This window comes from Streptomyces sp. NPDC007875 (assembly GCF_042868035.1).
Taxonomy (GTDB): domain Bacteria; phylum Actinomycetota; class Actinomycetes; order Streptomycetales; family Streptomycetaceae; genus Streptomyces; species Streptomyces antimycoticus.
The window spans coordinates 251,061-275,131 of sequence record NZ_JBIADZ010000006.1 but is presented as its reverse complement, the minus strand read 5'-3'; the positions used below and the strand labels follow the sequence as shown (position 1 = coordinate 275,131).

18 protein-coding genes and 1 tRNA gene are annotated in these 24,071 nt (G+C 70.7%); 8 read left to right on the top strand and 11 right to left on the bottom strand.

Going from position 1 to position 24,071, the window contains the following annotated elements:
• Nucleotides 1–80: 80 nt before the first annotated feature.
• The 3 genes from ACFYOY_RS15875 to ACFYOY_RS15865 form a co-directional block, all read right to left on the bottom strand.
• Complete coding sequence (locus ACFYOY_RS15875) at nucleotides 81–812, bottom strand: DNA-binding response regulator (protein ID WP_388587524.1); 732 nt, start codon at nucleotides 810–812, stop codon at nucleotides 81–83.
• A 652-nt stretch (nucleotides 813–1,464) separates the two neighbouring features.
• The gene (locus tag ACFYOY_RS15870) at nucleotides 1,465–1,722 is read right to left on the bottom strand and encodes a LysR family transcriptional regulator (protein ID WP_014061570.1); all 258 of its coding nucleotides are present in this window, start codon (nucleotides 1,720–1,722) and stop codon (nucleotides 1,465–1,467) included.
• Between the two features lie 490 nt (nucleotides 1,723–2,212).
• Nucleotides 2,213–2,285, bottom strand: a tRNA-Thr gene (locus tag ACFYOY_RS15865).
• Nucleotides 2,286–2,460: 175 nt separating this feature from the next.
• Here ACFYOY_RS15865 and ACFYOY_RS15860 point away from each other — a divergent pair.
• The 3 genes from ACFYOY_RS15860 (at nucleotide 2,461) to ACFYOY_RS15850 (ending at nucleotide 5,205) form a co-directional block, all read left to right on the top strand.
• Nucleotides 2,461–3,597, top strand: coding sequence for an ABC transporter ATP-binding protein (locus ACFYOY_RS15860; RefSeq protein WP_119994499.1), 1,137 nt, complete (start codon nucleotides 2,461–2,463; stop codon nucleotides 3,595–3,597).
• A 275-nt stretch (nucleotides 3,598–3,872) separates the two neighbouring features.
• Complete coding sequence (locus ACFYOY_RS15855) at nucleotides 3,873–4,292, top strand: hypothetical protein (RefSeq protein ID WP_351881759.1); 420 nt, start codon at nucleotides 3,873–3,875, stop codon at nucleotides 4,290–4,292.
• Nucleotides 4,293–4,404: 112 nt separating this feature from the next.
• On the top strand, nucleotides 4,405–5,205 hold the full coding sequence (locus ACFYOY_RS15850) for a nucleotidyltransferase family protein (protein ID WP_351881762.1): 801 nt from the start codon (nucleotides 4,405–4,407) through the stop codon (nucleotides 5,203–5,205).
• A 528-nt stretch (nucleotides 5,206–5,733) separates the two neighbouring features.
• On the opposite strand, the gene ACFYOY_RS15845 is transcribed toward ACFYOY_RS15850, so the two are convergent.
• From ACFYOY_RS15845 to ACFYOY_RS15820, 6 genes are all read right to left on the bottom strand, one after another.
• On the bottom strand, nucleotides 5,734–7,473 hold the full coding sequence (locus ACFYOY_RS15845; protein WP_351881765.1) for a DoxX family protein: 1,740 nt from the start codon (nucleotides 7,471–7,473) through the stop codon (nucleotides 5,734–5,736).
• 386 nt (nucleotides 7,474–7,859) lie between these two features.
• Nucleotides 7,860–8,810 carry a 23S rRNA (guanosine(2251)-2'-O)-methyltransferase RlmB gene (gene rlmB, locus ACFYOY_RS15840; RefSeq protein WP_351881768.1) on the bottom strand — a complete coding sequence of 317 codons (951 nt, stop codon included), beginning with the start codon at nucleotides 8,808–8,810 and terminating at the stop codon, nucleotides 7,860–7,862.
• 160 nt (nucleotides 8,811–8,970) lie between these two features.
• Entirely contained in the window at nucleotides 8,971–10,368 is a 1,398-nt protein-coding gene (gene cysS, locus ACFYOY_RS15835) for a cysteine--tRNA ligase (RefSeq protein ID WP_351881771.1), read from the bottom strand.
• Nucleotides 10,369–10,482: 114 nt separating this feature from the next.
• Nucleotides 10,483–10,983, bottom strand: coding sequence for a 2-C-methyl-D-erythritol 2,4-cyclodiphosphate synthase (gene ispF / locus ACFYOY_RS15830; protein WP_014061577.1), 501 nt, complete (start codon nucleotides 10,981–10,983; stop codon nucleotides 10,483–10,485).
• A complete protein-coding gene (ispD, locus tag ACFYOY_RS15825) occupies nucleotides 10,973–11,767 on the bottom strand; it encodes a 2-C-methyl-D-erythritol 4-phosphate cytidylyltransferase (protein WP_351881775.1) in 795 nt (264 codons plus the stop codon). The genes ispF and ispD overlap by 11 nt, the downstream gene beginning before the upstream one ends.
• Before the next feature lie 329 nt (nucleotides 11,768–12,096).
• Entirely contained in the window at nucleotides 12,097–12,579 is a 483-nt protein-coding gene (locus ACFYOY_RS15820) for a CarD family transcriptional regulator (RefSeq protein ID WP_009716930.1), read from the bottom strand.
• 596 nt (nucleotides 12,580–13,175) lie between these two features.
• Here ACFYOY_RS15820 and ACFYOY_RS15815 point away from each other — a divergent pair.
• Nucleotides 13,176–13,886 (top strand): DUF461 domain-containing protein, encoded by a 711-nt coding sequence (locus tag ACFYOY_RS15815; RefSeq protein ID WP_351881779.1) that lies wholly within the window; start codon nucleotides 13,176–13,178, stop codon nucleotides 13,884–13,886.
• A gap of 268 nt (nucleotides 13,887–14,154) precedes the next feature.
• Here the strand turns inward: ACFYOY_RS15815 and ACFYOY_RS15810 are convergent, their stop codons facing one another.
• Together ACFYOY_RS15810 and ACFYOY_RS15805 are read right to left on the bottom strand one after the other, a co-directional pair.
• Entirely contained in the window at nucleotides 14,155–14,835 is a 681-nt protein-coding gene (locus tag ACFYOY_RS15810; RefSeq protein WP_014061580.1) for a response regulator transcription factor, read from the bottom strand.
• Nucleotides 14,832–16,130, bottom strand: a complete 1,299-nt coding sequence (locus tag ACFYOY_RS15805) for an ATP-binding protein (protein WP_351881783.1) — start codon at nucleotides 16,128–16,130, stop codon at nucleotides 14,832–14,834. Before ACFYOY_RS15805 ends, ACFYOY_RS15810 begins: the two co-directional genes overlap by 4 nt.
• A 313-nt stretch (nucleotides 16,131–16,443) precedes the next feature.
• On the opposite strand from ACFYOY_RS15805, the gene phoU reads away from it, so the two are divergent.
• The 4 genes from phoU to ACFYOY_RS15785 all read left to right on the top strand — a co-directional run bounded on the left by phoU (nucleotide 16,444) and on the right by ACFYOY_RS15785 (nucleotide 23,416).
• A complete protein-coding gene (phoU, locus tag ACFYOY_RS15800) occupies nucleotides 16,444–17,121 on the top strand; it encodes a phosphate signaling complex protein PhoU (protein ID WP_351881786.1) in 678 nt (225 codons plus the stop codon).
• A gap of 456 nt (nucleotides 17,122–17,577) precedes the next feature.
• On the top strand, nucleotides 17,578–17,808 hold the full coding sequence (locus tag ACFYOY_RS15795) for a hypothetical protein (protein ID WP_351881789.1): 231 nt from the start codon (nucleotides 17,578–17,580) through the stop codon (nucleotides 17,806–17,808).
• A gap of 448 nt (nucleotides 17,809–18,256) precedes the next feature.
• Nucleotides 18,257–22,258, top strand: a complete 4,002-nt coding sequence (locus ACFYOY_RS15790; RefSeq protein WP_351881791.1) for an AAA family ATPase — start codon at nucleotides 18,257–18,259, stop codon at nucleotides 22,256–22,258.
• Between the two features lie 234 nt (nucleotides 22,259–22,492).
• Nucleotides 22,493–23,416, top strand: coding sequence for an FkbM family methyltransferase (locus ACFYOY_RS15785; RefSeq protein WP_351881793.1), 924 nt, complete (start codon nucleotides 22,493–22,495; stop codon nucleotides 23,414–23,416).
• Nucleotides 23,417–24,071: the final 655 nt, after the last annotated feature.

The following is a 24,071-nucleotide window of genomic DNA, read 5'->3' as shown; positions in this document are numbered from 1 at the left end:
TTCATCGCGAATCAACCGCGGAACACCCACTCGTGTCCGCTCATCGGCGCGGCCCGCCCCGCACCGCGCCGCTCCACGGGTCAGCAGTCGGCCGTCGACAGCAGACCCAGCTCGACCGCCCGCACCCCCGCCTGGAAGCGGGAATTGGCCCCTAACGCCCGCATGATCTCCGCGACATGGCGCCGGTAGGTGCGCAACGAGACCTCGACCTCACGGGCCGCGACATCGTCGGTGTAGCCCTTGCAGAGCCGCTCCAGGATGCGCCGCGCGGACTCGGTACGGAGCCGCTCGCTGATCCAGCGGTGCTCCGCGGGGCGCACCGCGCCCGACCACGCACCGGCGAACAGCAGGTCCAGGGCCCGGACGGACGCCATGTCCTCGATGACCGACACCACATCCCCTCCCCCGCGCTCCGCGGAGGACCGGACCATGGCCACGCCGCCGTCCACGATCAGCATCTCCATGACCGCGTCGACGACCTTGACCTGCGTGTTCACATCGCTTTCCATGGCGGCCCGGATCGCTGGGTCGGTGAGCGAACCGGGCGTGCACAGCAGCCGCACCGGAATGCGCTCATGGTCTGGCCCGTTCAGCCGGCGCAGCGCCGACACCATGACCTCGGCCCGGTCGCCGCCGGCGGGGAGCGCGATGCTGATGCCGTGCCGGGCCCGGTCGACGAGCGCCTCCACGGCGTTCGCGACGGCCGCGTCATTCCCCTTCATCGTCACCACGGCGTGCCGGGCCACGGTGCGACGGTGCAGATTCACCGTCGATTCGATCAATTTACGGGCCTGGAGCAGTGCCTGCACCACACCGTCACGCCCCGGTTCGGGGCCGCCGGCTCCCGAAGCCGCGCTTATCGCCGCCTGTTCCCCCGCTCTCGCGGAAACAGGCGCCATCGCCAAACCTGCCACGCTTATTACCCCCGTTATGACACAACGATCACCAGCGGACCTCGGACCGGTAGGTCCGGGATGCAGCTGGGAGGTTGAAGTGAGTGACCATCCCCCTGAATGGCCAGGTATGTCCCGTCGATAAAGGTTGAAAGGCGGAACACTTCAATCATCGATGCGCGGCCGACAGTAGTTCCCACTCCTACGCCAGTCAATGCATCCGAGTTGGGCCGGAAAGAGCAGGTGGGCCGCCCCCTTAACGCCCCCCCTTGGCCCCTCCGCGCGAACCCCCGAAGTTGTCAGCTAGCTGTAGTGCAACCCCCGGACTCCCCCGCCCCCACCGTCGCGATCATCACTGTACGTATCGATGAGGAGGCTTTCAGCGATCGTCCCGGGTTGTTTCTGTCCTGTTACTGCCAGCCAACACAGGGAATCGAGAATGACCCCGACAAGCCGCGAACCAGCGGGTCATACCACTCCAAACCCATGTGGCGATCATCCACATGAGGAGTTCCCCATTCCTGGGTGACGGCCGCCACAATCCGGACCGAAGTGGCGATTGCAGCGCGCGTCAGGCCGCCGCGCAGACGCCCTTCATGCTGTCGATCAGCGCGAGCACCGCACGTGCGGACGGAAGAATCATGCGACCTTCTCTGGTGAGCTGCGCACCGGTGGAGTCGCGGGTGAAAAGCTTGGTGCCCAGCATCTGCTCCAGGCACTTGATTTGGTAGCTGATGGCCGGTTGTGAATAGCCGAGCGCCTTGGCCGCTTGATCCATACGCCCTATCTCAGCGATGGATACGAAAGCGCGGAACTCCCGCTCATGCATTTTGCCCCCTGTCCGGCGACCACCAACCGGTGGCCGTCGAGAACCCGTCGCCAAGAACGCACGGGTTATCCGATCCGTCGAGACCATATCAACGTACTCAATCTCGGAAGGCAACATCCGGTGCAGGAAGCTGCAATGCGACGGGCCGCGAAGACTTCACAAGAGCGGAACATGCTGCAACACCGGAGGTGAAGAACCCGGGCCCGAGGAAAGTTCACCCCGCGTTCACCGCACACAGCGCGAGTTGCCCGAACGCCCAAACGGAACCCTCCGGGACATGCCGCCGCCCGCCCGGCCGCGCCCTCCACCGGACGGACTCCACCGCCCGGCCTCCACCGACCTGCCCCACGAGGCGCCCGCGTTGCCGGGCCGACGCACCGCACCGTCACGAAAGCCCGCCATCGTCGATGGCGGGCTTCGTCATTCAGCCGTGGATGCCAAGCGCCCCGGAGGACAGACCGTCCGGGGCTTCTTCCCTGCTCGGGCTCAGAGCCGACTGTCGGGTTCGAACCGACGACCTTCGCTTTACAAGAGCGGTGCTCTACCAGCTGAGCTAAGTCGGCATCCCCTGCAGTGTACCCGTCCCCGGGGCATGATCCGTTCGAAATTCCCGGGTCCTGCCTAGAGACATGACCGCCCTCTGCGGTATAGCGTCACGCCAATCCACCTCCGGTGGACTAGACCCCTCCTTTACTCGGATCGTCCGGCACGTTCCTGCCGGTGAAGGGACAGATCACCATGGCCACGGTCACGTACGACAAGGCAACCCGGGTGTACCCGGGCACCGAGAAGCCCGCTGTCGATCAGCTCGACATCGCCATCGAGGACGGCGAGTTCCTCGTACTCGTCGGCCCCTCCGGCTGCGGGAAGTCCACCTCCCTGCGGATGCTGGCGGGGCTGGAGGACGTCAACGGCGGGACCATCCGGATCGGCGACCGGGACGTCACCCACCTGCCGCCGAAGGACCGGGACATCGCCATGGTGTTCCAGAACTACGCGCTGTACCCGCATATGTCCGTCGCCCAGAACATGGGCTTCGCGCTCAAGATCGCCGGCGTCAACAAGACCGAGATCCGGCAGAAGGTCGAGGACGCGGCGAAGATCCTCGACCTCACCGAGTACCTGGAGCGCAAGCCGAAGGCGCTGTCCGGTGGTCAGCGGCAGCGTGTGGCGATGGGGCGGGCGATCGTCCGGGAGCCGCAGGTGTTCCTCATGGACGAGCCGCTGTCCAACCTGGACGCCAAGCTCCGTGTGCAGACGCGTACGCAGATCGCCAGCCTGCAGCGGCGGCTCGGGATCACCACGGTGTACGTCACGCACGACCAGGTCGAGGCCATGACCATGGGTGACCGGGTGGCGGTGCTGAAGGACGGCCTGCTGCAGCAGGTCGACTCGCCCCGCAACATGTACGACCGCCCCGCCAACCTCTTCGTCGCGGGCTTCATCGGCTCGCCGGCGATGAACCTCGTCGAGGTGCCGATCACCGACGGCGGTGTGAAGTTCGGCAACAGCGTCGTCCCGGTCTCGCGTGAGGCGCTGAGCGCCGCGGCCGACAAGGGCGACCGCACGGTCACCGTGGGCGTCCGGCCCGAGCACTTCGACGTGGTCGAGCAGAACGGCGGCGCCGCCAAGGCCCTCACCAAGGCGTCCGACGACGCCCCGGCCGGTCTCGCCGTCACCGTCAACGTCGTCGAGGAGCTCGGCGCCGACGGCTATGTCTACGGCGCCGCCGAGGTCGGCGGCGAGGACAAGGACCTGGTCGTCCGCGTGAACGGGCGCCAGGTGCCGGAGAAGGGCGCGCAGTTGCACGTCGTGCCGCGGCCGGGTGAGATGCACGTCTTCTCGACCTCCACCGGGGAGCGGCTCAGCGACTGAGCCCGCTGACCTGTCAGTCGTTCCGACGGCGCCGTTCGTCCGCTCCCGGCGGACGGGCGGCGCCGTCGCGTTGTGCGGGGGCCGTTGTTGCGTTGTTGCGTTGTCGATAAATTCCCCGACATTTCGCTCATTTCGCCAGCAAGCGTCAACCCACCGATCGCCAAGGATGGTTTTCCATCACCCAGCCTGGTGACTGAATGTCGCCAAATCGTCGCTCCTCGCTACGATCACCGCGTACCGCAGTCCCGTACCACCCACCCGCGAGGAACTACCCCGTGAACACCGCAGCCCGCCGCATCGGCAGAACACTCGCTCTCGTCCTCCCCGTCGTGCTCGTCCTCTCCGGCACCCTCGCGGTCACCCGCGTCCCCTGGGCCTCGCCGAGCGCCGAGTCCCAGATCCTCACCGCCTCCTCCGACCGGGCGTCCACCCACGCCACCCACCGGGCCCCGCATGAGCTGCTGCGCGACCGGCTGCTCGCCGAGCTCCAGGAGAAGAACCCCTCCGTGGCGCTCACCCACCTCCAGGTCGCGACGGCCGAACGGCCCTCGCTCGCCCAGCACTGCGCCTCCATCGCCCGTGCGCTCGGCCGCGCCGCGGTCGCCAAGTACGGCGGCGTGAGCCGCGCCCAGGCGTACGCCCGGCCCGTCTGCGACACCTCGTTCGCCTCCGGTATCACCCAGGCGTACCGCTGACCGCGCCACCCGTCCCGCCGCGGCCCGTACCGCCCGTGCTCCTCCCGCTCCTGCCGCCGTTCCCGTTCCGGCTCCGCCTGCGGCGGTCCTCCCACCGCATATGGTGCGGTTCATGAGCGATGACGACGAGCGCAGACCCGGGCATCCCCACCAGACCGCGCGCCCCACACAAGCCGTCGTCCTGGCCGGAGGCCAGGGCTCACGGCTGCGTCCGTACACCGACGACCGCCCCAAGCCGATGGTCGAGATCCCGGGCACCGGGACCCCGATCATCGGCCATCAGCTGGCCTGGCTGGCCGCCGAGGGCGTCACCGACGCCGTGGTCTCCTGCGGCCACCTCGCCGCCGTCCTCCAGGACTGGCTCGAGACGGCGGACCTGCCGCTGCGGGTGCGGACCGTCGTCGAGAAGGAGCCGCTGGGGCGCGGCGGCGGCCTGAAGTTCGCCGCCGCCAGGCTCCCCGAGCCCGACCAGCCCTGGTACGCCACCAACGGCGACATCTGGACCCGCTTCTCCCTCCGTGACATGGCGGACTTCCACGACGAACGCGGGGCCACCGCCACGCTTGCCCTCGCCCGGCCGCGGATTCCGTGGGGGGCGGTGGAGACCAATGAATTCGGGCATGTCCTGGACTTCATCGAGTCGCCGCCCTCGCCGTATCTCATCAACGCGGGCGTCTACGTCTTCTCCGCCGCCTTCACCGCGCTGCTGCCCGACCGGGGCGACCATGAACGCACCACGTTCCCGCGCCTGGCGCGCGAGCGGCGGCTGGCGGGCTTCCCACTGCCCCAGGGCGCGTACTGGCGGGCCATCGACACCGCCAAGGATCTGACCGAGGCCGCCAAGGAACTCGCCTCGGGCCCAGCACCACACGGCCACGGCTCCTTCGACACCGCACCGGTGCCACACGGCTGAGCGGCTGTGCGCGGGTGCTGGGGGGCTCCCGGCGTTGGGGGGCTCCCGGCGTCGGGGGCTTGAGTGCTTCGGTGCTCCGGCGGTCCCGTGCTCGGGCGCTCAGACGCTTGGGGGCCTGCTGCTCGGGGTCTCCGGTGCTCGGGGTCTCCGGTGCTCGCTGCTCGGGGGCTCGGGCGGTGCTGGGCGCGGCTCACCGCCTCGCCCGCGGGCGAGGCGGTGTTGAGCGCGTCAACGGGCGTCAGCCGCCCGTTGATCCCTCGTCCGCCCGCGGACTCGCTGTCCGCTCACAGGCGAGGCGGGTTGCTGAGCCCGGGCACAGGTCGCCGCCCGCCTGCGGACTCGCCCCACGGGCTTGGCCCACGGGCTTGGCCCACGGGCTCGTCGTCCGCTCACGCGTCCGTTGTCCGCCCGCAGGCGACGCGGTGCTGAGCGCACCGGCCGCCACCCGCCCGCTGGTCCCTCGTTGGTCCCTCGTCCGCCTCGGACTCCTCGTCCGTCCGCCCGGGGCGGTGCCCCATTGGCTCCGGCTCAGCCGAGGAGGCCGCCCAAGGCGGCCTCGTCGGTGGCCGGGTCGCCGTAGCTGGACGTGTTGTCCTCCGGCGGGCCGCCCTCCGGGCCGCCCGCGGACGTCCCTCCCCCGGCGCCGCCCAGCGACGACGGGCCCGCCGTCGGGGCGAGGGGGTGGCGCGGAGAGCGGGGGGTGGTCCCCAGGCCCGGGCGCGACCGCGATCCGTTGCTGGGACGGTCGGACGTGCCGGACGCCGGGCCCGTCGCGCTCGGTACCCCGGAGCCGGAGGAGGACGTCGACGCCGACGCGGACGGCTTGGAGCGGTGCGGCAGCCTCTCGCGCGGCGACGGCGCACCGGCCGATCCGCTGCCCGTGCCCATCGGCCCGCGCTGCCCGCCGCGCGGGCTCTCCACGGACTTGCTGGGCAGCGGCGAGCCGGGCAGGTTGTTCGTCGGCATATCGCTCGGCTCCGGCGCCTTCACGACCTCCGAAGACCGTACGGCGGTGCCCAGCATCGACCCCATCAGCAGCGTCAGTCCGGCGACCACCATCGCCAGCACACCGCCACGGCGCAGCACCCGGCGCCGCAGCTCCCACAGCTCGGCCCGGGGGCCGAGCCGCCGCCATGCCTCGCCGGCGAGGCGGGCGTCCGCCGAATAGACCGGCGCGCCCGCGATGACCAGCGGGCTCCAGGCGGCGAGGTAGATGATGTCGGGCGCGTCGTAGACCGGCACCGTACGCCAGCTCACGGTGAGGATCAGCGCGGCGGACAGCAGCGCGCCGAACGAGGCGGCCAGCCGCTGCCACAGCCCCAGCACGGTGAGCACCCCGACCACGATCTGCAGGAACGCCACGGTCAGCCCGGCGCCCACCGGATGCTCCAGCGCCAGGTCGCGCAGCGGCTCCGCGATCGGCCATGGGTGCAGCGTGCGCAGCCAGGTGACCATCGACCCGCGCTCGCCGCCGTCGAAGTAGACGGGATCGGAGAGCTTGCCCATCCCCGCGTAGACGGAGATGAAGCCGAGGAAGATGCGCAGCGGGAGCAGGACGACGCCGAGGTTCATCCGGCGCCCGGGGTAGTACGCGTGGCGTACGGACTCGGAGTGGCGGCGCGGGCGCGGCACCGTGGCGCTCCGCGGCTCGGGCCCGTCGCCGTCGATGGCGCCCGGTCGTCCGGAGGACGCGCCGCGCCGCTCCGCCCCGGCCGCCCGGGCCACCGCGCTCACCCCGCCCGCCTCGGCCGGGCCGTCCGCGCCCGGACGGCGCCGCCCGCCGGACGACCGGGGCGCGTTCTCCGTACGGGAGCTGCGCGGGCCGATGACCGTGGGGGTGTCGTCGTCGAACGCGATCCGCGGCAGCACCTGCGTGGCGCCCACGTCCTCGGTGCCCTCCCCGGACCGGGAGCGGCCCAGACCATCGGAGAGGCCATCGGACAGACGGTCCGAGAGGCCGTCGGACCGACTGTCGGTCAACCCCTCCGCGGAGTACCGCACGGCCTGCAGCAGCCGGGTCGCCGCCATGTCCCCGCCGGGGCGGGTGCGGCCGCTCCACACCACGGGCGGCCGACGCCGGCCCGGGGCCGGGACGCGGGTGAGCCGGGCCGTGTTCGTCAGCGCGCTGCTGACGACCGGGGCGCTGAGCTGCACCCGGAAGCTCGGGGCGTTGACGGCGACCTGCGCGGGATCGCATGGCACCTTGGCCATGGTCAGCTGTGGCTCGTCGTCGAATCCCCGCGCGCTTCCCGCCAGGGGCGAAGGCATGCGGGCTTTTCTGGTCTCCACGCCCAACTAACCGAGTGACGGACGGGAAAGACACTGCCGGGGACGTCCCGATCTGTCCGAGGCCCGTCAAGATCATCGGCCGCGGGACCCGCCCGGGCCAGGGCACCCACACCCCGGCCCACGGCCGAACCGGGCGCGCATCACGGGCCGGGCGGGCATCACGGCCGGGCCAGGCCCGCTCCACGGCCGGACCGGACACGCATCACGGCCGGACCGGGCGCGCATCACGGCCGTCCCCGGCCCGGATCACGACAGCACCGGGCCCGCATCACAACCGGATCAGGCCGACGGCACCCCCTGCCAGGGGGTCCGCCGGCTCAAGCAGCCGGCACCCCCGCTCAGGGGCCCGGGCACCAAAGGCCCGCCTACGCCCGGCGCCGCGCCGCCTCGTACAGGACGACGCCCGCCGCCACGCCCGCGTTGAGCGACTCCGCGCCGCCCGGCATCGGAATCCGCACCCGCAGATCGCAGGTCTCGCCCACCAGCCGCGAGAGCCCCTTCCCCTCACTGCCGACGACGATCACGAGCGGGCCGTCCAGCGCCTCGACGTCCTGCAGTTCGACCTCGCCGTCCGCGGCCAGCCCGACCACCGTCAGGCCCGCCTTCTGGTAAGCCTCCAGCGTCCGGGTGAGGTTGGTCGCGCGGGCGACCGGGGTGCGGGCGGCGGTGCCCGCGGAGGTCTTCCAGGCGCCCGCGGTCATCCCGGCCGCGCGCCGCTCGGGTACGACCACACCATGGCCGCCGAAGGCGGACACCGAGCGGACCACCGCGCCCAGGTTGCGCGGGTCGGTGACGCCGTCGAGGGCGACGATCAGCGGGTCCTCGCCCTCGTCGAAGGCTGCCGTGCTCAGGTCCTCGGGGTGGGCGTACTCGTAGGGCGGGACCTGGAGCACCACACCCTGGTGGTTCAGGCCGTTCGTCATCCGGTCGAGCTCGGGCTTGGGCGCCTCCATGAGGTGGATGCCGCCGCGGTCGGCGGCCAGCTTCAGCGCCTCGCGCACCCGGTCGTCGCTGTCGATGAACTGCTGCACATACAGGGTGTTCGCCGGAACGCCCTCGCGCAGCGCCTCGACCACCGGGTTACGGCCCACCACCAGCTCGCTCGAGCCCTTGCCGCCGCGGCGCGCGACGGGGCGCTTGGCTGCCTGGCGGGTCCGCGCGTTGGCGATCCGCTGCTTGGCATGTCCCTTACGCATCTCGGCGGGCGGGGTGGGCCCCTTGCCCTCGAGGGAGCGGCGCCGCTTGCCTCCGCTGCCGACCGTCGCACCCTTCTTGTTGCTGGTACGGCGGTTCCTGCGCTGGCTGTTGCCGGCCATGAATGGTCACCTGTCTCTTCACTGCTCAGCGCTGCTCAGCAAGCGGCTCGGACGCCGAACGTCACCCGTCTGTGAGGTCAAAGGCGTCTGTGCGGTCATTTGTATGGTCACAAGTGTGCCGCCCGGGGCGCCGGGCGGCACAACACAGGAGGTCAGGGCCTCAGCGCTGGCTCAGCTCCCAGCGCGGTCCGGACGGGGTGTCCTCGATCACCAGACCCGACTGCTGGAGCTGATCGCGGATCGCGTCCGCCGTCGCGTAGTCCTTACGGGTCCGCGCGGCCTGCCGCTGCTCCAGGACCAGCCGGACGAGCGAGTCGACCACGCCGTGCAGATCCTCACCGCGGTCCGCACCGCCCGCCCAGTGCTCATCGAGCGGATCGAGGCCCAGCACACCCAGCATGGCCCGCACCTCGGCGAGCCGGGCCACCGCCGCCTCCTTGTCGTCGGCGGTCAGTGCGGAGTTCCCCTGGCGGACGGTGGTGTGGACGACGGCGAGCGCCTGCGGCACCCCGAGGTCGTCGTCCATCGCCTCCGCGAAGGCGGGCGGCACCTCGGCCGCGGGCTCGACGGTCCCGGCCTTCTCCACCACGCGCTGGACGAAGCCCTCGATCCGCGCGAACGCCGACTCCGCCTCGCGCAGGGCCTCCTCGCTGTACTCGATCATCGACCGGTAGTGCGGGGTGCCCAGGTAGTAGCGGAGCACGATCGGACGCCAGCGCTTGACCATCTCGGAGACCAGCACCGAGTTGCCGAGCGACTTGCTCATCTTCTCGCCGCTCATGGTCACCCAGGCGTTGTGCGCCCAGTAGGCGGCGAAGTCGTCGCCGAACGCCTTGGCCTGCGCGATCTCGTTCTCATGGTGGGGGAAGATCAGGTCGACGCCGCCGCCGTGGATGTCGAAGGCGCGCCCGAGGTACTTGTGCGCCATCGCCGAGCACTCCAGGTGCCAGCCGGGACGGCCGCGCCCCCAGGGGGTCTCCCAGCTCGGCTCCCCCGGCTTCGCCGCCTTCCACATGGCGAAATCGCGCGGGTCGCGCTTGCCGATCTCGCCCTCGCCGGAGGGCTGGCGCAGTCCGTCCAGATCCTGGTTGGAGAGCTTCAGATACTCGGGGAACGAGCGCACATCGAAGTAGACATTGCCCTCGGCGGCATAGGCATGACCCCGGTCGATCAGCTCCCGCATCATCTCGATCATCTCGGGGACATGACCGGTCGCCCGCGGCTCATAGGTCACGGGCAGGCAGCCGAGGATGTCGTACGCCTGGTTGAAGGCGCGCTCGTTCTCGTAGCCGATCGCCCACCACGGCCGCTTCTGCTCCGCCGACTTCGCGATGATCTTGTCGTCGATGTCGGTGACATTGCGGATGAACGTCACGTCATAGCCGCGGTGCGCGAACCAGCGGCGCATGATGTCGAAGTTCAGCCCCGACCTGATGTGCCCGATGTGCGGGGCCGCCTGCACGGTCGCGCCGCACAGGTAGATCGAGACACAGCCCGGCCTGAGCGGGATGAAGTCACGGATCTGCCGGGCGCTGGTGTCGTACAGGCGAATAGTCACGCATCAAGGGTAGTGGGAAGTGAACGGTGCCCTGTGCGCCTTCCCCGGCGGGGACACAGAAGCGTGACACTCGGGACGAAACCGGGGCGTGGGACGCGCGGGCGGCAACCGCCGTTACCGCCGGACCACCAGCGCCGTGGCAATCGCCGCGAGGCCCTCGGCGCGGCCGGTCAGGCCCAGGCCGTCCGTGGTCGTACCGGACACCGAGACGGGGGCGCCCACCGCCGCCGTCAGCGCCTTGGTCGCCTCTTCGCGCCGTTTGCCGATCTTGGGGCGCACGCCGATCACCTGGATCGCCACATTGCCGATCTCGAAGCCCGCGTCCCGCACGATCCGGGCCGCCTCGGCGAGCAGCGTGGTGCCCGCGGCGCCGGACCACTCGGGGCGGTCGGTGCCGAAGTGGGCGCCGAGATCGCCGAGCCCGGCGGCGGAGAACAGCGCGTCGCAGGCGGCGTGCGCGGCCACATCGCCGTCGGAGTGGCCGGCCAGTCCGTACTCTCCGTACTCATCGCCGTCCCACAGCAGACCCGCGCACCACAGCTCACGGCCCTTCTCGAAGGCGTGCACATCCGTGCCGATGCCCACCAGGGGGAGCGCCACCGCGTCAGAAGCCATCGTTCGCCCTCCTGCGGGCCAGAACCGCCTCGGCCAGCACCAGATCCAGCGGCCGGGTCACCTTGAACGCCTCCTCATGGCCGGGGACGACCACGACCTCGACGCCGAGCCGCTCCACCATGCCCGCGTCGTCCGTCGCGCCCTCGCCCTCCAGGGCGATCTTCTCGTGGGCGGCCACGAGCGTGGCGCGGTCGAAGCCCTGCGGGGTCTGGACGGCGCGCAGCAGGGCGCGCTCGGGGGTGCCGACGACCGGCTCGGGCTCACCGGCCCGCTCCCCGGTGCGCGGCTCGACCTGCTTGACGGTGTCGGCCAGCGGCAGCGCCGGGACGACGGCGGGCGACCCGTCCCGCACGGCGGCGGCGACCGCGTCCACCGTGTCCACGGGCACCAGCGGCCGCGCCGCGTCGTGCACCAGCACGGTGGTGAAGGTCTCGGGAACGGCGGCCAGTCCCTTGCGCACCGACTCCTGGCGGGTCTCGCCGCCGGGCACGACCACCACCTCGGTGGTGTCGGTGAGGCTGCCGCTCAGCGGATACGCGTCCAGCAGCCGCCGCACCTCGTCGGCGCCGTCCGGCGGGGCGACCACGACGACGAGGGAAACGGAGCGGGATCCGGCCATCGCCCGTACGGCGTGGACGAGCATGGGCGTGCCGCTCAGCGGGCGCAGCGCCTTGGGGGCGCCCGGGCCCAGCCGCACGCCGCGGCCCGCGGCGGGGATCACGGCGGCGGTGCGGGCGGGTCGGCCGGACGCGCCGGAGCCGCCGTGATCCGGGGTTGCGGACATTGAGTTGGCGTTCAGGTTTGCTTCCTCAGCCGAAATGGGTATGGCCACAGCGTGCCGGGCGCGATGGCCCGACCGGCCCCTTCCGTGACGACCGGTCGAGTCAGCTGCCCGGGCCCGGCACACCTTGTACCGTGCACTGTGGCGCGGCTGAGCGCACCGGCACAGAGGTGCGACGACCGGGGGCTCGCAAGAGATCACCGCATGGAGATCCAAGAGATCACCGCGTGGAGATCACAGCGTCCGGTGCGTACGCATGCCGCAGCGCCCGGCGACAGACGACTTAGCGGGAATAAGAGGTCTGAGTCACTCGGGCACCACGGCATTGATATTCAGGACGCGAGAACCTCGTCGAGCAGAGCCTCGGCCTTGTCCTCATTGGTGCTCTCGGCGAGAGCGAGCTCGCTCACCAGGATCTGGCGGGCCTTGGCGAGCATGCGCTTCTCACCGGCGGAGAGTCCGCGCTCACGCTCCCGGCGCCACAGATCACGCACGACCTCGGCCACCTTGATCACATCGCCGGAGGCGAGCTTCTCGAGATTTGCCTTGTAGCGACGGGACCAGTTCGTCGGTTCTTCCGCATACGGTGCACGCAGCACCTCGAAGACCCGATCCAGCCCGTCCTGGCCGACCACATCACGCACACCGACGAACTCCGCATTGTCCGCCGGCACACGAACCGTCAGGTCACCCTGAGCGACCTTCAGCACCAAGTAGGTCTTGTCCACGCCTTTGATCTGGCGAGTTTCGATGGCCTCGATCAGCGCGGCCCCGTGATGGGGATAGACCACGGTGTCGCCAACCTTGAACGTCATGTGACAGGTACCCCTTCCGTGGCTATCCAGGGTAACACGGGAACGCCTTCTTCTGAATGGCGTTTTCGCAGGTCAGGGCATATCTCGGGGCTTGACAAGTGCGGCCGGAACGTGCTGCACGGGGCGTGCGGAACCGGGTATTCGCAGGTGGGAGCCGCTGTCCGGGCACGCGGAAACCCGCCCGTTACGCACCCGAAGAAGCCCGGACGAGTGGCCGTACGTCCCGTTTTGCCGGAGTCCAGTCGATGGACTTCCGCTACTCCGTTCGGATCAGGAGCGAGCGATCCGGCCCCGATTCACGAATTGATCACAGACTTGATCACACAGAGCGCATCAAGTCTGTGATCAATTCGCGGACATGCATGGATTCCTTACCGATAATCTCCCGCGTGAACGGCCGAGCCGATATTCGGGACTTCAGGACGGCGCCGTACGGACCTCGTATCGCACGCCGGAACCGGGCGCAGACGGGTGCGCCGCCCGGGGCCGAGCGCCTTGGGGCGGGTCGGGTGCGGGCCGAAGAGGGCGGATCGGTAATCTAAGCGCGCTGATCCAATCTTTACCTCGTCTACCTCGTCCTAGGAGATGCCGCCGCCGTGAGCAGCAGCCTTCGACGCGGCGCCCTCGCCGCAGCCGCCATCGTGGTCTCGGTCGCCCCGCTCTCCGCCTGCGGAGCCGGGAACGACGCACAGACGCTGAAGGTCAAGCCCGACAACGCCGCGACCGCTGTCGGCGATATCAAGATCCAGAACGCCACGTTGGTGACCCAGCCGGACCGCAAGGCGAAGGGCCCGGCCGTCGTCACCGGCCGGCTCTTCAACAACGGCAAGGGGGACCAGACCGTCAAGGCCATCACCCTCCCCGGCACCGGTGCGCGGGTGAAGCTCAGCCCGGCCAAGGGCAAGAGCGGCCCGGTCGTCGTCCCGGCCGGCGGCTCGGTGGCCTTCGGCGGCGAGGGCAATGCCTCCGCCGTCATCAGCGACGGGCGCGAGGCCGCCCAGGACGGCAACGCGGAGCGGGTGGTCTTCGACCTCAGCTCGACCGGCAATATCCCGGTCACCGCGTTCGTGGTCCCGGCGACGAGCTACTTCAAGGGCTGGGGCCCGTCCGAGCTGCCGACCGCCAAGCCGTCGGGCTCGGCGACGCCGAGCGGTACGCCCAGTGGCAAGCCCAGCGGCACCCCGTCCGGCTCGGCGACCAACAAGCCGGGCGACACGGCGAGCGGCCAGCCGGGCTCCGAGCAGAGCAGCGGCGCCCCGAACGGCATCGCGACGGGCGAGCCGAACCCGAACGGCGACGATCACTGAGACCGGTCACCGGGGCCGGCCCCGGACATGCGCGAGGGCGGCCCTGGAGCGCTCCCGGGCCGCCCTCGCGCATGGGTCGGTTTACGGCTCGAACTTGTAGCCCAGACCCCGCACCGTCACCAGGTACCGCGGCGCCCCGGGGTCGGGCTCGAGCCCCCTTCCGCGTGCGCCCCTCGCACCGCTCGGCCCTGGCGGGCCTCACGGGCTTCGGGACGCTGTGCCGGACTCCGTCCGGACTCCATCCGGCGGCTCGGGGCCCGGGTCCGGTTTACGGCTCGAACTTGTAGCCCAGACCCCGCACCGTCACCAGGTACCGCGGCGCCCCGGGGTCGGGCTCGATCTTGGCCCGGAGTCGCTTGACGTGGACGTCGAGCGTCTTGGTGTCGCCCACATAGTCGGCGCCCCAGACGCGGTCGATCAGCTGCATCCGGGTCAGCACCCGCCCCGCGTTGCGCAGCAACATCTCCAGCAGGTCGAACTCCTTCAGCGGGAGGTCCACCTTGCCGCCGCCGACCGTGACCACATGCCGGTCCACGTCCATCCGGACCGGCCCGGCCTCCAGGGCGGCGGGGGTGATCTCCTCCGGCTCGCCGCGGCGGCGCAGTACGGCTCTGATCCGGGCGACCAGCTCACGTGAGGAGAAGGGCTTGGTCACATAGTCGTCGGCGCCTATCTCCAGCCCGACCACCTTGTCGATCTCGCTGTCCTTGGCGGTCACCATGATCACCGGGACATTGGACCGGCCGCGCAGTTGGCGGCAGACCTCCGTACCGGGCAGGCCCGGCAGCATCAGGTCGAGCAGCACCAGGTCGGCGCCGTTGCGCTCGAACTCGTCGAGGCCCTCGGGCCCCGTCGTCGCGATGGCGACCTCGAATCCCTCCTTGCGAAGCATGTACGACAGCGCGTCGCTGAACGATTCCTCGTCCTCGACGACCAGAACTCGGGTCACGGAAGGACCTCCGGGGCAGAGAGTGGTTCATTGGTGAAGGTCTCGTACGGCCGGCCGTGGTCCTCGCCATCGAGGTCTGCTCCGGTGTCGTACGACTCGCTCGACTCGCTCGGCCGCCTCCGCGAGCGGTCCCGGTCCCGTGCCGCACCGGCTTCCGGGAGTCTCAGGGTGAAGGTGGAGCCCTGTCCTTCGGCGCTCCACACGGTGACCTCCCCGCCGTGCGAGGCGGCCACATGTTTGACGATGGCGAGACCGAGCCCGGTCCCGCCGGTCTGCCGCGAGCGGGCCGGATCGACCCGGTAGAAGCGCTCGAAGATCCGCTCGCGGTCCTTCTCGGAGATGCCTATGCCCTGGTCGGTCACGGCGACCTCGATCAGGTCCCCGCCGGTGGCGGGGATGCGGCGGGCGGCGATGCCGACGCGGGTACGGGCCGGGCTGTAGTTGACCGCGTTCTCGACGAGATTGCCGAGCGCGGCGGCCAGCTGGCCGCGGTTGCCCCATACGTGCAGATCGGCGGTGCCGCCCGTGGCCATCGTGATCTGCTTGGTGCCCGCCTGGTGGCGGCACCGGTCGATGGCCTCGGCGACGAGCTCGTCCACCCGGACCGGCTCGGCGTCCTCCAGCGGGTCGTCGTTCTGCACCCGGGAGAGGTCGATGAGCTCCTGGACGAGGCTGGTCAGCCGGGTCGCCTCGACCTGCATCCGCCCGGCGAAGCGGTTGACCGCCTCCGGGTCGTCGGACGCGTCCATCACGGCCTCGGACAGCAGGGACAGCGCGCCGACCGGGGTCTTGAGCTCATGGCTGACGTTGGCGACGAAGTCACGTCGCACGGCCTCGATCCGGCGGGCCTCGGTGAGGTCCTCCACGAGCAGCAGGACCAGCCGGGAGCCCAGCGGGGCCACTCTGGCGGACACCGCGAGCGCGTCCCCGCCCCGGCCGGTGCCGCGGCGCGGCAGATCCAGCTCGATCTGGCGGATCTCGCCGTCCCGACGGGTGTCGCGGGCCATCGCCAGCATGGGCTCCACGGCCAGCTTGCCGCCGCGCACCAGGCCCAGCGCGTACGCGGCCGAGCTCGCCTTGACGACGGCGTCCGCCTCGTCGAGGACGACGGCCGAGGAGCGCAGCACCGACAGGACGGTGTCGACGCCGGGCGGCAGCACGGCGTCGGTATGCAGTGAGGAGCGCGTAGGCTTCGCCTGTTCACGCTCGCTCCAGCGGAACGCCAGCATGGCGATGACGCCGGTGCACAACCCGGCGAGCGCCGCCACTGCGGCGATCGCCGCGTTCACGTTCATGCGTCCAGGTTATGCGGGCGGCGAGACCACTCCACAGCCCCGCGACGATCCCCTTGGCCAGACGTTGCCGAGAGTTCACCGGGGCGTCGGTATCGGTTCACTCCGGACGTTTCGCCGGGCGGGTGTCACACGGTGCGGCCGGGGCCACGTTGCCGAGAGTTCACCTGGGAGTTGGGTGTGATTAACGCCGGATGCCGGAAGCGGACGCGTTCCGGCCGGAGCGTGGAAGTGTGGGGCCCTCGAGGGCAAAAACCACGGAGATCTGCCAAACCTGTCAGAGATCGTCACCGAGAGTCAGTGAAAGAGGTCAGTGATGCGGGACGCGTACCACGAGGAGCTTGATTCGATCGGGGACGGCCTGGTCGACATGGCCCGGCTCGTCGGTTCGGCCATCGGCCGTGCCACCACTGCCATTCTCGACGCGGACCTCAAGCTCGCCGAGAGCGTCATCGCCGCCGATGAGAAGGTCGATGATCTGCAGCGGGATCTCGAGGGACGGGCGATAACCCTGCTGGCCCGGCAGCAGCCGGTCGCCACCGATCTGCGGATCGTGGTGACCAGCCTGCGGATGAGCGCCGATCTGGAGCGCTCCGGCGACCTCGCGCAGCATGTCGCCAAGCTGGCGCGGCTCCGTTTCCCTGGCTCGGCCGTGCCGCACGATCTGCACGCCACGATCCTGGAGATGGGCCAGCTCGCGCAGCGGCTGATGGCGAAGGCCGCCGAGGTCATCATCACCAAGGACGTCGACCTCGCGCTCCAGCTGGAGCAGGACGACGACGCGATGGACCTGCTGCACCGCACCCTCTTCCAGCACCTGATGGACGACCGCTGGAAGCACGGCATAGAGACCGCCGTGGACGTCACGCTGCTGGGCCGCTACTACGAGCGGTTCGCCGACCACGCGGTCTCCGTCGCCAAGCGCGTGGTCTACCTGGTCACCGGTGAGCACGCCGACGAGATCTCCCCGCAGGGAGACGTCGAAGGGGCGTGAGCGTCTGCGACGGCGTGCATCCAAGCGCCGTCGGCGCGCCCCTGCGCGCGGCCGCCGGGTCGTCGGCACCATGAAGAGCAGGTGACGTGACCCCTCCCGAGGAGGCGACGCATGGCGGACCTCTCCAAGCCCGAAACCCCTCCGACCCAACCCGTCGGCAACCCTGTCGGCGCATGCGGCTGCGGATCGGGCTGCGGCTGCGGCTGCCAGTCCGGCGGTCCGTGCCAGTGCGGCGGCTGCTGCGGCTGACGGGCATGACCGCACGAGCGGCAGGATCGGCACGACCCGCGTGACACAGGGCCTGGGACCGGGCGACCGATTCCAGGCCCTCTGCCGTCGGTCTCGTGGGCCAGACCCTCTGCCGTCGGTCTCGTCGGCACGTCGCTCCGCCGTTCGGCCTCATCGACGCGTCCCGCCCGAGGTGCGGGCGGCGCCGGATGCGGCGAGCCTGGTGCTATGGAGGACAAGACCCCGGCCCCGGCTCGCGTGGTGGTGGACGAACCGCTCGACGGCCGCCGTCGTGTGCTGATCGACGGCCAGGACGTCGGCGTGGTGGTGAGCGCGGACGAGCTCCGGCGGCTCCTGCACCGTGCGGGTGTGCTGGAAGAGAACGCGCCCCTCGACAACCCCGAGCTGATCGAATGGCACGGCGGCGGCCCCGGCGACTGGCCCGCCGCGCCCAGATGACCTGACCCGCTCCCACGTTCGGCGCCGGTCCCTCCCCTCGTGGGGACCGGTGCCGAACCATGGGGCGGTGCGATCCGCGCCGTGCCGGTGCGGATCAGGTGCGGAGGCCGGATCCGTGGTCGATGCGACAGCCGTCCGGATGGGACCGGCTCCACGGATCTCTCTCGCTCACACGACGAGCCCGCGACCGCCCGCTCGTGGCTCCGGCGACACGCGTGACGTCGACGAAAGCTGACCGAGAACTTGCGGTGTCATGGGTTGTCTCTCCGTGCGCTGAGCTGATGGCCTTGCTGGGCGGCTCGTGGTGGGGTGCGCTACTGCGCCATGATCCTGCCAGTTGTGCCTCCCACCGAGGAGGTTCCGGCATCGCACTACCGGCTTCACCGCTGGTCAGCCGTATAAAGTGAGTTTTCCGGTCCGGATGTTCAGAGCGCGGGGGAAGTAAGGAGTGGAGACCTTGAGTTCCGACTCGGGGGCACGCACAGCCTTCGCGGAACGCCTCGCGCTGCTGTACCGGGAGGCCGGCAACCCTCCCCTCAAGAGCGTGTCAGAGGCGGTCGTCCGACTCCAGCGGGCCGACGAGCGAGGGCGTCCCGTACGGGTCTCCGCCCAGCGGATCAGCGACTGGCGACGGGCCAAGAACGTACCCGCCCAGTTCGTCGCCCTCGCGGCCGTCCTGCTCGTCCTGATACCCGACGCCCGCCGCTCGCGGCCCGTGCCGGTCTCCAAGGGCCTGTACGACATGGCCCACTGGCAGCGCCTGTGGGAGCGGGCGGTGGCCGACCCGGTGGGCGAGCGCCCCGACCCGTCCGCGGAAGAAGAGGAACGGCCCCCGGCCGAAACCCCGGCCGTCTCCGGTGGCGTATGCCCGTACCGGGGGCTGGCCTCGTACCGCCAGCAGGACGCCCGGTGGTTTTTCGGCCGCGAGCGGAGCACGGACGCCCTCGTCACCCAGCTCTGCGCGGCGGAGGAGACGGGCGGCCTGGTCGTGCTCGTGGGCGCCTCCGGGGCGGGGAAATCCTCCCTGCTCAACGCCGGGCTGGTGCCCGCGTTGCGCGAGAGGCGGGTGCTGCAGCTCGTGCCGGGCGCCGATCCGCTCGCCGAACTGGCCCGCCGGATCCCCGAACTCGCGGACGTCGTCCCCGCGTCGGCGGAGCCGGAGGCACGGGAGCCCGGCACTGAGGCACGGGAGCCCGGCACCCCCGGGTTCGCGCGCGCGGTGCGTGAGGCCGTCACGGCGTGGGCGGAACGCGAGACGTCCGCCGCCGCCCGTCCGGTGGTGATCGTGGATCAGTTCGAGGAGGCGTTCACCCTCGGCTCCGACGAGGCGGACCGGCGCGCGTTCATCCAGCTCCTCCACGCCGTCTGCACGCCCGACGGCCCGGGCGAGCCGCCCCCCGTGCTCGTCGTCCTCGGCATCCGCGCCGACTTCTACGAGCTGTGCCTGGCCTATCCCGAACTGGCCGACGCGCTGCAGCACCGGCACATGGTGCTCGGGCCGCTGACCACCGCGGAATTGCGCGAAGCGGTGACCGGCCCGGCCAAGGCCGTGGGGCTGGAACTCGAACCGGGGCTGGCGGAGCTGATCGTCCGTGAAGTCAGCGCCGACAGCCCCCGTGGCACGCATGACGCGGGCGTGCTGCCGCTCCTCTCCCACGCCCTGCTCGCCACCTGGCAGCGGCGGAAGGCGGGACGGCTGACGCTGGCCGGCTACCGCGCGGCCGGCGGCATCCAGGGCGCGGTGGCGGCCACCGCCGAACGGGCCTGGTCCGACCTCGACACCGAGGCGCGCACGGCCGCGCGGCTGCTTCTCCTGCGGCTGGTCCGGCTGGGCGAGGACACCCAGGCCACCCGCAGGCGGGGGACGCGGCACCAGCTGGCGAAGGAGTCGACGGACCCGGGCAAAACGGAGGAATCACTCGAAGCGCTGGTCCGCGCCCGCCTGGTGACACTCGACGCGGAGACCGTGGAGATCACTCATGAGGCGCTGCTCCACGCCTGGCCACGGCTGCGCGACTGGATCGACGAGGACCGGAACGACCATCTGGTGCGCCAGCGGCTGGAGGAGGACGGCAGGGCCTGGGAGGGCTCGAACCGCGACGCGTCCCTGCTCTACCGGGGCTCCCGCCTGGAGCAGGCCCACACCTGGGCGAAGACCGCCGGTGGCACCTATCTGACCCGCAGCGCGGTGGAATTCCTGGCCGCGTCCGTCCGGCTGCGCAGGCGCACGGTGTGGCTCAGCCGTGGTGCGGTGTCGGCTCTGGTGGTCCTGGCGGTCCTGGCCGCCGGTACGGCGGTGGTCGCGTGGCAGCAGCGGGACGACGCGGTGTTCGAGCAGGTGGTCACCGAAGCCGATCGCTTCCAGTACACGGATCCGTCGCTGTCCGCCCAACTCGCCCTGGTGGCACACCGCTTGCGACCGGACGACGAGGCAACGAAGAACCGGTTGCTCTCGGTGGTGAACGCGCCGCTGGCCACCCCGCTCCATGGCCACACCGGCGCCGTCTACCTCACCACGTTCAGCCCGAACGGGCGGCTGCTGGCCACCGCCAGCTACGACCGGACCGTACGGCTGTGGGACGTGAGCGACCGGACCCGCCCCAAACCGCTCGGCAAACCCCTCACCGGCCATACGAGCTGGGTGAGCAGCGCGGTCTTCAGCCCGGACGGCCGCACCCTCGCCAGCGCCGGCGACGACGGCACGGTCCGGCTGTGGGACGTGCGGGACCCCCGCCACCCGCGCCCGCTCGGCGCGCCCCTGTCCCGCCACGACGGCACGATCTATCTGCTCGCCTTCAGCCCGGACGGACGCACGCTGGCCACGGCCACGGAAGATCGCGTCGTTCGCCTATGGGACATGAGCCGCCCGGGCCGGCCGAGGCCGCTCGGCGCGCTGACCGGCCACACCGCCGCCGTACGCTCCGTGGCGTTCAGCCCCGACGGCCGGACCCTGGCGGCCGGTGGCGACAACGGCACGATCAGGCTGTGGAACATGGCCGATCCACGCCGTCCGAAACGGATCGAGACGGTGCTGACCGGCCATAGGGACCTGGTGCACTCCGTGGCCTTCAGCCCCGACGGCCGCACTCTCGCCAGCGGCAGCGCGGACAACACCATCCGGCTGTGGAACGTCGGCGATCCGCGTCGCGCGGAGCCGCTGGGCTCGCCGCTCACCGGCCACACCGGCCCCATATGGTCGGTGTCCTTCAGTCCGGACGGATCCATGCTCGCCGCCGCCAGCCAGGACAGCACGGCGAGCCTGTGGAACGTCAGTGATCCGGAGTACCCGTCGCAGGTCGGCGAGCCGCTCGCGGGCAGCAGCGGCGAGATGTACGCCCTGGGATTCAGCCCCGACGGCCGCACCCTCGCCACCGGGACCGGCGACAACACGGTCCGTCTGTGGTCGCTGCCGACGTCGGACATGGTCGGTCGCAGCGGAGCGTTCCGCCCGGACGGGCAGGTGCTCGCCACGGCCGGGCGCGACGAGAAGGTCCGGCTGTGGAACGTGGAGGAGCCCAGCCGGCCGGTGCCACTGGGCAAGCCGTTCAGCCCCGGCGAGGGCGCGATCCGTGAACTGACCTTCTCCCCCGACGGCCACACCCTCGCGATGATGTCCGGCAACCGCGAGGTGCGGCTGTGGAACGTCACCGACCCGGCCCACCCCGTCGCCTACAAGCCGCCCGTCCCCCTGCGGACCCGGTTCGCGGGTGCGCTGGCCTTCAGCCCGGACGGGCGCGTCATGGCGACCGCGTACAACGACGACACCATCCAGTTGTGGAACGTCAGCGACCTGTCCCGGGTCCGCCGGCTCGGCGCGCCGCTCACCGGCCACAAGGGCTATGTCAACGCCCTCGTCTTCAGCCCGGATGGCCATACGCTGGCCAGCGGCAGCGCGGACAACACCATCCGGCTGTGGAAGGTGACCGACCCGCGTCACGCCGTCCGACGAGGCCCGCGCGTCACGGGGCACCTCGGCCCCGTCAACGCACTCGCCTACAGCCCGGACGGCCGCACGCTGGCCAGCGGCAGCGACGACAACACGGTCCGGCTCTGGAACGTCACCGATCCCAGCAGGGCGACCCGGCTGCGCTCCCCCCTCACCGGCCACACCGACGCGATCGTGTCGCTGTCGTTCAGCCGGGACGGCAGCACCCTGGCGAGCGGCGGCAACGACAACACGGCCCGCCTCTGGGACGTCACCGTCCCGTCCAAGGCCACACCCATCGGCCAGTCGCTGAGCCCCAACGCCAAGACGGGCAATTTCCTGTCGTTCAGCCGCGGGAACCGAATGCTCGGGGTGTCCAGCGGCGCCGACACGGTCCGGCTGTGGAGCCTGGACGTGGGCGAGGCGGATCGTCGTATCTGCTCGATGACCCGGGGCGTGCTGACACCGGAGAAATGGGACGAGTACCTGCCGCGGCTGTCGTACGAGCCTCCCTGTGGTCGGTGACCACGTTGCGAGAACGTTGCGTGATCGCGGTCACAACTCCTCATCGGAGGGAGGAGTCGGCTCCCACACGCGAGGAGCCGCGTTACTCTTAGGTACAGCCCGACCGCTGGTGCATCCCCCGTCGCCAGCGGTCGGGCGCTTCCATGTCAGGGGGAGACTCCGCACCGGTACCGGGACAACGGTGCCGGCGTCGGCGCAACGAACGAGAACGACCCTTCACCCCCTGGAGGCCCCGTGAGCCGCAGGCTCGACCAGGCCGCTCTGGACCTCGGCCGCGAGTACGTCCGCCATGCGCCCTGGAGCGCCGGAAAGCGGGCCCTGGTCGAGAACCACCTCAACGCCGCACTGCGGGACCGCCCCCTGCACCGCCTGGCCCGTACGCGCTTCGGCGCCACCTTCGCCGTCGACACACAGGACCTCATCCAGCGCTACCTGTACCTCTTCGGCGTCTGGGAGCCGCATATGACGCGGTGGCTCCAGCGGCGCCTCAAGCCCGGGGACGTCTTCGTGGACGTCGGGGCCAACATCGGCTACTACAGCATCCTGGCCTCACGCCTCGTCGGGGCACGCGGCAAGGTGGTGGCGATCGAAGCCTCGCCGACCTTCCACCGCATCCTCCTGCGGCACGCGCGGCGCAACGGATGCGCCAACATCCGCGCGATCAACACGGCCGTATCCGACCGCGACGAGCTGCTGACGTTCATCCTCGCCAGCTCCCGCAACATGGGCGCGAACAGCGTCGTCCCCTACGACGGCCCGGCCGAGTCCACCTTCGAGATCGCGGCCCAGCCCCTGCCCCGCCTCCTCACCGAAGAGGACATCACCCGGGCCAGGGTGATCAAGATCGACGTGGAGGGCGCGGAAGGCGCTGTGGTCCGCGGCCTCCTCCCCCTGCTGGACAAGCTGCGCCCCGACGCCGAACTGACCGTCGAGGTCACCCCGCAGCGCATGGCCGACCTCGGCGACTCCGTCGACGAGCTGCTGACAGCCCTGAAGAGCCACGGCTTCCACGTCTACCGCCTGACCAACGACTACGCGGCGGCCGGCTACCCGGACGCGCTCCGGCGCCCGCCGGAGGTGCCGATGCGCTGGCGGGGCCCGGTCGCCGAGGAAAGCGACCTGGTCTTTTCGCGGGTGGACGCGGAGACCTTGCCCTGATCGGCCGCAGAGGACCGGTAGCAGAGACTGCTGCACCCCTTCACGCTCCGAGGTGGTCAATCACCTCGGGGCACGCCCGTCAGCAGAGTCAGCGATCAACGATCGCCACTCTTCGTCAATGACCTCTCACTCATTGATTGTCGAGCCCCGACAGCAAGCTCGTCCTCTCGGTTCGCACCACGTCGAGTCGTATACGTCACATTCGAGAGTGACGCATCAAGGGAACCGGCACTCCGTTCCCTACGATCCGTCAGAGGCACTCCAGCTAGTAACGTTTCTGCACCTAGTCGCCCTCGGCACACAACCGCTCGGGTCACCGAAGGTGGCACGGTGTGCCGCCAACAGACGTCTCTCGTTGAAAGTTGACGAAGTCACAGATGGCGCAGCGCCCGGTAGGGTGCCGCTTATCAATCCGCCCCGGGGGTCCAGCATCCCTGGTGAATCTCCGCGGAGTCCACGACGGCCGTGGGCCCCAGGAAGGGGCGGAACCCGATGGCGAAGAAGCACAACAAGCCAAAGGGGCATTGCCGCTGCAGCAGGCGGGACCAGTCGTATCGGATGGCCCGCTGGCTGGGTCCGGTCTACACGATCTACAAGATCGTGCGAGACCACTGGACCGCTTGACGCGAAGGCCCCGACCTAACGGTCGGGGCCA